The following is an 8,739-nucleotide window of genomic DNA, read 5'->3' as shown; positions in this document are numbered from 1 at the left end:
GGCGAGTCTGCGCCTGCGACCGCATTTGGCGCGGCCATCGTTGGCGGCGACAACGGACGCGTCAGCGCCGTGCTGATCAACCAGGGCCAATTGATTTGGCAGCAACGCATTTCCCAGCCAAGTGGCGCGACCGAAATTGACCGTCTGAACGACGTCGATACTACGCCGGTGATCGTTGGCGAAGTGGTGTATGCGCTGGGTTACCACGGCAACCTGACGGCGCTGGACCTGCGCTCCGGTCAGATTTTGTGGAAACGCGAGCTGGGCTCGGTGAACGACTTCATCGTTGACGGCGACCGTATCTATCTGGTCGATCAGGATGATCGCATCGTGGCTCTGAATACCAGCGGCGGCGTGAGCATCTGGCGTCAGAGCGAGCTGTTGCACCGTAATCTAACGGCCCCGGCACTGTATAATGGTTACCTGGTGATTGGGGACGCGGAAGGGTACATGCATTGGGTCAACACGACCGATGGCCGTTTCGTCTCTCAGCAGAAAGTGGATAGCTCCGGCTTCCTCAGCAACCCTGTGGTAGCCAGCGATAAGCTGCTGATTCAGGCTAAAGACGGCGAGGTTTACGCCTTTACGCGCTAGTACACGTGTTTTACTCCGGGCGAGGGCGCCAGAATGGCCTTCGACCTGTCGAACGGCTCCTGACGCTATCAGGAGCCGTTTCGTGTTTTATGATCAGCCAGCTAAGCTTGCTGTAACGAATTGAAATATAAGCAATGAGGTTGTAACAATGATACCTGTCGTCGCGCTGGTCGGGCGCCCGAATGTGGGGAAATCCACGCTGTTTAACCGCTTAACGCGTACTCGTGACGCATTGGTGGCGGATTTTCCTGGGCTGACGCGTGACCGCAAGTATGGTCGTGCCGAGGTGGAAGGAAACGAGTTCATTATCATCGATACAGGCGGTATTGACGGTAGTGAAGAAGGCGTGGAAACACGGATGGCGGACCAGTCTCTGCTGGCGATTGAAGAAGCGGATATCGTGCTGTTCATGGTTGATGCCCGTGATGGGTTGATGCCAGCGGATTTGGGCATTGCCCAGCATCTGCGCAACCGTCAAAAATCCACGTTCCTGGTCGCCAACAAAATCGATGGGATCGATGTGGATACCGGCACGGCGGACTTCTATTCGCTGGGCCTCGGCGAAGTCTACCCGATCGCGGCATCGCATGGCCGTGGCGTCACCGGCCTGCTGGAAAAAGTGCTGCTGCCGTTTGCGGAAGATCAGGACGAAGAGCCGAAGGAACTGACGGAAGAAGAAGCCAACGCCGCCTATTGGGCGGAGCAGCTGGCCATTGAAACTGAAGCCGAAGAGGAAGCCGAGGTTGAAGATAACTTCGATCCGGAATCTTTGCCGATCAAACTGGCTATCGTGGGTCGTCCTAACGTCGGTAAGTCGACGCTGACCAACCGTATTCTGGGCGAAGATCGCGTCGTGGTTTACGACATGCCCGGAACGACGCGTGACAGCATCTACATTCCGATGGAGCGTGACGAGCGCGAATATATCCTGATCGATACTGCCGGGGTGCGTAAGCGCGGCAAGATCACGGAAACCGTCGAGAAGTTTTCCGTCATCAAAACGCTGCAGGCGATCGAAGACGCCAACGTGGTGCTGCTGGTGATCGATGCTCGCGAAGGGATCTCCGATCAGGATCTGTCTCTGCTGGGCTTTATCCTGAACAGCGGCCGCTCGCTGGTGATCGTGGTGAACAAGTGGGATGGTCTTTCTCAGGATGTGAGAGAGCAGGTGAAGGAAACGTTGGATCTGCGTCTGGGCTTCATCGATTTCGCCCGTATTCACTTCATCTCCGCACTGCACGGTAGCGGCGTAGGTAACCTGTTTGAGTCGATTACTGAGGCTTACACCTGCTCGACTCGCCGAGTCAGCACTTCGCTGCTGACGCGTATCATGCGCATGGCCGTTGACGACCACCAGCCGCCGCTGGTGCGTGGACGTCGCGTGAAGCTGAAATATGCGCACGCCGGGGGTTATAACCCGCCTATCGTCGTGATCCACGGCAACCAGGTCAAAGATCTGGCGGACTCTTATAAACGTTATCTGATGAACTACTTCCGTCGTTCGTTGGAGGTGATGGGAACGCCGATCCGCATTCAGTTCAAAGAAGGGGAAAACCCGTTTGCGAACAAGCGAAATACCTTGACGCCAAACCAGCTGCGTAAACGTAAACGTCTGATGCAGCACATCAAAAAAGGCAAATAAGCCGAATTGAAGTGCCAGATTGGACCGGCGGGGCAGACTATTTTCTGCCCCGTTTTTATTGCGAGACGGTCAGTCAGAAGTGAGGTCGCCACACGATGGAAAAGGAGAACGGCATGATCCCGCGATGTCCGCAGTGCCAGCACGAAATGCAAGGGCGCAGCGATGAGCGTTTCAGCTGTGCTGAGTGTCGACGGGATTATCGCCGGGAGGCGTTGTGCCCAGACTGTGGACAGCCGTTACAGGTACTTAAAGCCTGTGGCGCGGTGGACTATTTTTGCGCACATGAACACGGTTTGATTTCAAAAAAACGCGTGGCGTTCCGCTACCAACCGGTTCTGACCGATACGTCGGATTGAGCCGTCGCCGCAGACATCACGGCGCTGGCTGTGCGTTCTGCCACAGAGCGTCCAGTTCCGGCGCATTCCGTTCGGGAATCCGCCATTCTTGAAGGGATGTGTCGCTGCGGTCTGACTCACCCCGGAGAATATGAATTCGGTAGTAAAACTGATCGCCACGGCCGGGGGGATCGGCCGGATCGTCGGACTCCGCAGAAGGCAACACGCTGCGCAGTACCGCACAGATGCGTTGACGTTCTTCCTCAGGCAGCTTGGCTAATACCACCCACCTCGGCCCGGATAATTTGGGTATCCAGGCGATGCCGCCTTCCCGCGCCAGTTCGATAATGGCGTCGTCAGTCAAGCGGGGCAGTGCGTTCATACTCATTCGGGATCCCCGTATCCACGCCCACCCGATGCCAGGCATGCAGCACGGTATCCGCTACCGCCGTGCTAAAACGCTGTTCCGCACGATTCACGGTATATTGGGCAAACAGTGAAAAGTCGGCGTTCTGTGGCAGCGATTTGTCGCACAAAACGTCGTACCAGATGGCACCCGCTTTTTCCCAGGCATACCCGCCGAGATCGGTCGCAGCCAGATAAAAGGCGCGGCTGGGTATACCGGAATTGAGGTGTACGCCGCCGTTATCTTCACGGGTGTTGATGTAATCACGCATATGAGCAGGTTGCGGATCCGTACCCAGCAGCGGGTCGTCATAGGCCGTTCCCGGGCGGGACAGGGAGCGCAGCCCCTTGCCATCAATCGCCTCAGTCAGCAGGCCCGCGCCGACGATCCAGTCCGCCTCCTGAGCCGTTTGTTTAAGATAAAACTGCTTCACCATGGCGCCAAAAACATCGGACAGCGATTCGTTCAATGCGCCGGACTGGCGGGTGTAGAGAAGATTGGCTTCGCTCTCGGTGACGCCGTGCGTTAGCTCATGGGCGATGATGTCGATAGCGCTGGTGAAGCGGTTAAAAATTTTGCCATCGCCGTCGCCGAAGACCATTTGCTGCCCATTCCAAAAAGCGTTCTGATAATCCTGACCGAAATGGACGGAGCCCAGCAGCGGCAGCCCGGCGTTGTCCAAAGAATTGCGGCCGAAAACCTGCCAGAAGAAGTCGTAGGTGGCACCCAGATACTCATAGGCTTCATCCGTGGCGATATCGCCCGTGGCGGTCTGACCTTCCTCGCGAACAAGCGTGCCAGGCAGCGTTTGCTGATGTTGCGCGTCATGAATGTGGCGGTGGACCTGACCGCCGGGGAGCGTGTCGTGCTCGGGAGGACGCGTCTGGGCGGAGACCATCAGCGACTGTACGTGCATCAGCGTTTGCTGAGCGAGCCGTCGCTCTTCGTCAGAACCATTGCTGACGATACGATGAAGGATATACGGGGGTACTATGCTATGAATCGCTTTCATACATCATCTCCACATGGATGCATATCTCTCGGTATGAGCGGACGTCCATAACGTAGATAACCAGTAAAGGAGCGATAAGTATAGTTCAGGAAATCATTTTCAGACGAAGAGCGATTTCAGGCGTTATCGGCCGGATGAATGGCGGTCACCTGGCTTTCAACCCACCCATCTTGCAGCCGCGTGCTGAGGGTGTCTCCGGCGGCAATCTGGCCCGCTTTTTTCAACACGTCGCCCGACGGGGTCGTGGTCACGCTGTAGCCTCGACCCAGCGTGGCTAGCGGGCTAACCGCTTGCAGATGGGAGCAGGCTTCGCCGAAACGCTGTTTGTTCTGACCCATCTGTTTGTCGAGCGCGTGTTGCAGCCGGTAGTGCAACTGCTGAAGGTGTTGCTGCGCGCGATGGATTCTCGGCTGCGGCGGCTGTTGCAGCAACCGTTGCTGGAGGTATTCCTGCCTGCGCGAACTTTGGCGCAGTCTGAGCTGTACGGCGTCATCCAGTCGCTGACGTAATCGGATAAGCCGATTTTGCTGGCGCGCCAGACGCAGCTGGGGATGCTGCTGTTGCAGACGATGATGCAGACGAGTGAACAGGCTCTGGCGCTGCGCCAGATAGTAATCCATCGCCATTTCCAGCCGTTGGCGCTGGGTTGTCACCTGTCGCAACAGCTCCTGCTGGTTACGGCTGACCAGTTCCGCGGCGGCGGACGGCGTCGGGGCGCGTAAGTCTGCGACGAAATCGGAGATGGTGACGTCCGTTTCATGGCCGACGGCGCTGACGATAGGGATGCGGCTGGCGAAAATCGCTCTGGCGACGCGTTCGTCGTTAAAACTCCACAGATCTTCCAGTGAGCCGCCGCCGCGGCCGACGATCAGGACATCGCACTCATCACGCAGGTTGGCCAGTTCGATGGCGCGGATGATTTGCGGCGGCGCGTCTGCGCCTTGCACGGAGGTCGGATAGATGATGACCGGCAGCGACGGATCGCGGCGTTGCAGCACCTGTAAAATATCATGCAGCGCGGCGCCGCTCGCCGATGTGATGACGCCCACTCTCTTAGCCGGTTTCGGCAGTGGCTGCTTGAACTGCTGGTCAAATAACCCTTCGCCAAACAGGCGTTGCTTCAGCTGTTCGAACTGCTGCTGCAACAGGCCGTCTCCGGCGGGCTGCATGCTATCCGCCAGCAATTGGTAGTCGCCTCGCGGCTCGTACAGCGTAATCATGGCGCGGATGAGCACCTGCTGACCGTTCTGCGGCCGGAAGGTTACCCGCCGGTTGCTCCCGCGGAACATGGCGCAGCGCACCTGAGCGCGCTCGTCTTTCAGCGTGAAGTACCAGTGGCCGGATGACGGCTGCGAAAAGTTGGAGATTTCGCCACTGAGCCAGATATGGCCCATCTCGCCTTCCAGCAGTTGTTTGACCGTCTGATTGAGGCGGCTTACGGTAAAAATGGCGCTAGAAGGAGACTGTGGCATGAGAGAAAGATCAAGTTTCAAAGCAGTGGGTTAATCTTTCCATACTACCGGTCAAAGGGCTGTACGCAAGGCTTTTTATAAAAAAGGCTGGAGGCAATCGTATATGCTCTGTATAATGCCGCGGCAATATTTTATCTAATCTTCCATCCATCCTCGGTGAGATATTGCCCATGTTACGTATCGCAAAAGAAGCATTGACGTTTGATGATGTCCTGCTCGTTCCCGCACATTCTACCGTTCTGCCCAACACGGCCGATCTCGGCACTCAACTGACGAAAAACATTCGCCTGAACATCCCTATGCTGTCTGCCGCCATGGATACGGTAACCGAATCTGCTCTGGCGATCGCGCTGGCACAGGAAGGCGGTCTGGGCTTCATTCACAAAAACATGACCATTGAGCGTCAGGCGGAAGAAGTCGGCCGCGTGAAACGTCACGAAAGCGGCGTCGTGGTTGAACCGCAGACGGTAACCCCGGCAACGACCTTGCAGCAGGTGAAAGACCTGACCGCACGTAACGGCTTCGCGGGTTATCCGGTCGTGACGGAAGGCAACGAACTCGTCGGTATCATCACCGGCCGTGACGTGCGTTTCGTGACCGATATGAACAAGCCGGTCAGCGCCGTGATGACGCCGAAAGAGCGTCTGGTGACCGTAAGCGAGACCGAAGCGCGCGATCGTGAAGTCGTGCTGCACAAACTGCATGAACGCCGCATCGAAAAGGCGCTGGTCGTCGACGATCAGTTCCGCCTGAAGGGCATGATCACCGTTAAAGATTTCCAAAAAGCGGAACGTAAACCAAACGCCTGTAAAGACGAGCGCGGTCGTCTGCGCGTCGGCGCTGCCGTTGGCGCGGGCGAAGGCAATGAAGAGCGTATCGACGCGCTGGTCGCTGCTGGCGTCGATGTTCTGCTAATCGACTCCTCTCACGGCCATTCTGAAGGCGTATTGCAGCGTATTCGCGATACACGCGCTAAATATCCTGACCTGCCGATCATCGGCGGCAACGTTGCCACCGGCGCTGGCGCGTTGGCGTTGGCTGAAGCGGGCGTTAACGCAGTCAAAGTCGGTATCGGCCCGGGCTCCATCTGTACGACGCGTATCGTAACCGGCGTAGGTGTGCCGCAGATTACGGCGATTTCCGACGCGGTTGCCGCGCTGGAAGGCACAGGCATTCCGGTGATCGCCGATGGCGGTATTCGCTTCTCCGGCGACATCGCCAAAGCCATTGCCGCGGGCGCGGCTTGTGTCATGGTAGGCTCTATGCTGGCGGGTACGGAAGAGTCTCCGGGCGAAATCGAACTCTATCAGGGCCGCTCGTTCAAATCTTACCGCGGCATGGGCTCTCTGGGCGCGATGTCCAAAGGCTCTTCTGACCGTTACTTCCAGTCAGACAACGCAGCCGACAAACTGGTGCCGGAAGGTATCGAAGGCCGTGTCGCTTATAAGGGTTACCTGAAGGCGATTGTTCATCAGCAGATGGGCGGCCTGCGTTCTTGCATGGGTCTGACGGGTTGTCCGACCATCGACGCGCTGCGCACCAAAGCTGAATTTGTCCGCATCAGCGGCGCTGGTATCCAAGAAAGCCACGTTCACGACGTTACCATTACCAAAGAGTCGCCTAACTACCGCTTAGGTTAAGCGCTTTTGTTGGCTGATTTAACGAACAGAACCCGGTAATATTTATCGGGTTCTATTTTTCATTCGCTTCTATCCGTATTGGAATACGCCTCTCATGACAGAAAACATTCATCAACACCGCATTCTTATTCTGGATTTCGGTTCGCAATACACGCAACTCGTCGCTCGCCGCGTACGTGAGCTGGGCGTGTACTGCGAACTTTGGGCATGGGATGTCACCGAAGCGCAGATTCGCGAGTTCAATCCGAACGGGATTATTCTCTCCGGCGGCCCGGAAAGCACCACCGAGTTCAACAGCCCGCGAGCGCCTGAATATGTGTTCGAGGCCGGTGTTCCTGTGTTGGGCGTTTGCTACGGCATGCAGACCATGGCAATGCAGCTGGGCGGAAAAGTTGAAGGCTCCAATCAGCGTGAATTCGGCTACGCGCAGGTGGAAGTGAAGTCTGCCAGCGCGCTGGTGCGGGACATTCAGGATGCCGTCAGCGCGGCGGGCGAACCATTGTTGGACGTTTGGATGAGCCACGGTGATAAAGTCACCGCGATCCCGCAAGGTTTTGAGACCGTAGCCAGTACCGATACCTGTCCGTTTGCCATTATGGCGAATGAAGAAAAACGTTTTTACGGCGTACAGTTCCATCCGGAAGTGACGCACACTTGTCAGGGCCAGCGCATGCTGGAGCGTTTCGTCCTCGATATCTGCCGCTGTGAAGCGCTGTGGACGCCAGCGAAAATCATCGACGATGCCGTCTCCCGCATTCGCGAGCAGGTCGGCGAAGATAAAGTCATCCTCGGCCTGTCCGGCGGCGTTGACTCCTCTGTCACAGCGATGCTGCTGCACCGCGCCATCGGCGACCGCCTGACCTGCGTCTTCGTGGACAACGGTTTGCTGCGATTGAACGAAGCCGATCAGGTGCTGGAAATGTTCGGCGACCATTTCGGTTTGAACATTGTTCATGTTCCGGCGGAAGAGCGCTTCCTGAGCGCGCTGGCGGGGGTTGATGAGCCGGAAGCCAAGCGTAAAATCATTGGCCGTGTGTTTGTGGAAGTCTTCGACGAAGAAGCGAGCAAACTGACGGATGTGAAATGGCTGGCTCAGGGCACCATTTATCCGGATGTGATCGAATCCGCCGCGTCTGCCACTGGTAAAGCGCACGTCATCAAATCCCACCATAACGTGGGCGGCCTGCCGAAAGAAATGAAGCTGGGCCTTGTCGAGCCGCTGAAAGAGTTGTTCAAAGACGAAGTCCGCAGAATCGGTCTGGAGCTGGGCTTACCGCACGACATGCTGTTCCGTCACCCGTTCCCGGGGCCGGGTCTGGGCGTACGTGTGCTGGGCGAAGTGAAGAAAGAGTACTGCGATCTGCTGCGCCGCGCCGATGCCATCTTCATCGAAGAACTGCATAAGGCTGACCTGTATCAGAAAGTCAGCCAGGCATTTACCGTCTTCCTGCCAGTTCGCTCCGTGGGCGTGATGGGCGATGGCCGTAAATACGACTGGGTCGTCTCTCTGCGCGCGGTAGAAACCGTGGACTTCATGACTGCGCATTGGGCGCACCTGCCGTACGATTTCCTCGGCCGCGTTTCCAACCGCATCATCAACGAAGTGGACGGCATCTCCCGCGTTGTTTACGACGTCTC

Annotated in this window: 8 protein-coding genes; 5 read left to right on the top strand and 3 right to left on the bottom strand. The window is 57.1% G+C overall.

The window, feature by feature from the left end; all coding sequences use genetic code 11:
* The 3 genes from Q7O77_RS11185 to Q7O77_RS11175 all read left to right on the top strand — a co-directional run.
* A partial coding sequence (locus Q7O77_RS11185) for a PQQ-binding-like beta-propeller repeat protein (protein WP_304167038.1) occupies positions 1-594 on the top strand: 594 nt, incomplete at its 5' end.
* A 148-nt stretch (positions 595-742) separates the two neighbouring features.
* Positions 743-2,236: a ribosome biogenesis GTPase Der gene (der, locus tag Q7O77_RS11180; protein WP_304167035.1), complete on the top strand. Its 1,494-nt coding sequence runs from the start codon at positions 743-745 to the stop codon at positions 2,234-2,236.
* Positions 2,237-2,349: 113 nt separating this feature from the next.
* Positions 2,350-2,592 (top strand): zinc ribbon domain-containing protein, encoded by a 243-nt coding sequence (locus tag Q7O77_RS11175; RefSeq protein ID WP_304167032.1) that lies wholly within the window; start codon positions 2,350-2,352, stop codon positions 2,590-2,592.
* Positions 2,593-2,608: 16 nt separating this feature from the next.
* On the opposite strand, the gene Q7O77_RS11170 is transcribed toward Q7O77_RS11175, so the two are convergent.
* The 3 genes from Q7O77_RS11170 to xseA all read right to left on the bottom strand — a co-directional run bounded on the left by Q7O77_RS11170 (position 2,609) and on the right by xseA (position 5,461).
* The gene (locus tag Q7O77_RS11170; protein WP_369696218.1) at positions 2,609-2,959 is read right to left on the bottom strand and encodes a protealysin inhibitor emfourin; all 351 of its coding nucleotides are present in this window, start codon (positions 2,957-2,959) and stop codon (positions 2,609-2,611) included.
* Entirely contained in the window at positions 2,928-3,989 is a 1,062-nt protein-coding gene (locus Q7O77_RS11165; protein WP_304167030.1) for a M4 family metallopeptidase, read from the bottom strand. The genes Q7O77_RS11170 and Q7O77_RS11165 overlap by 32 nt, the downstream gene beginning before the upstream one ends.
* Positions 3,990-4,105: 116 nt before the next feature.
* A complete protein-coding gene (gene xseA / locus Q7O77_RS11160; protein WP_304167027.1) occupies positions 4,106-5,461 on the bottom strand; it encodes an exodeoxyribonuclease VII large subunit in 1,356 nt (451 codons plus the stop codon).
* A gap of 170 nt (positions 5,462-5,631) precedes the next feature.
* Between xseA and guaB the strand changes: the two genes are divergently transcribed.
* Positions 5,632-7,101, top strand: a complete 1,470-nt coding sequence (gene guaB, locus Q7O77_RS11155) for an IMP dehydrogenase (RefSeq protein ID WP_304167024.1) — start codon at positions 5,632-5,634, stop codon at positions 7,099-7,101.
* 94 nt (positions 7,102-7,195) lie between these two features.
* Positions 7,196-8,739, top strand: a 1,544-nt coding sequence (gene guaA / locus Q7O77_RS11150; RefSeq protein WP_304167021.1) for a glutamine-hydrolyzing GMP synthase, incomplete at its 3' end; no start/stop codon positions are given.

This window comes from Lonsdalea britannica, assembly GCF_946477055.1.
Classification (GTDB): domain Bacteria; phylum Pseudomonadota; class Gammaproteobacteria; order Enterobacterales; family Enterobacteriaceae; genus Lonsdalea; species Lonsdalea britannica_A.
Note: the sequence above shows the minus strand (reverse complement) of the source record. Positions and strands in the feature narration are given on the sequence as shown.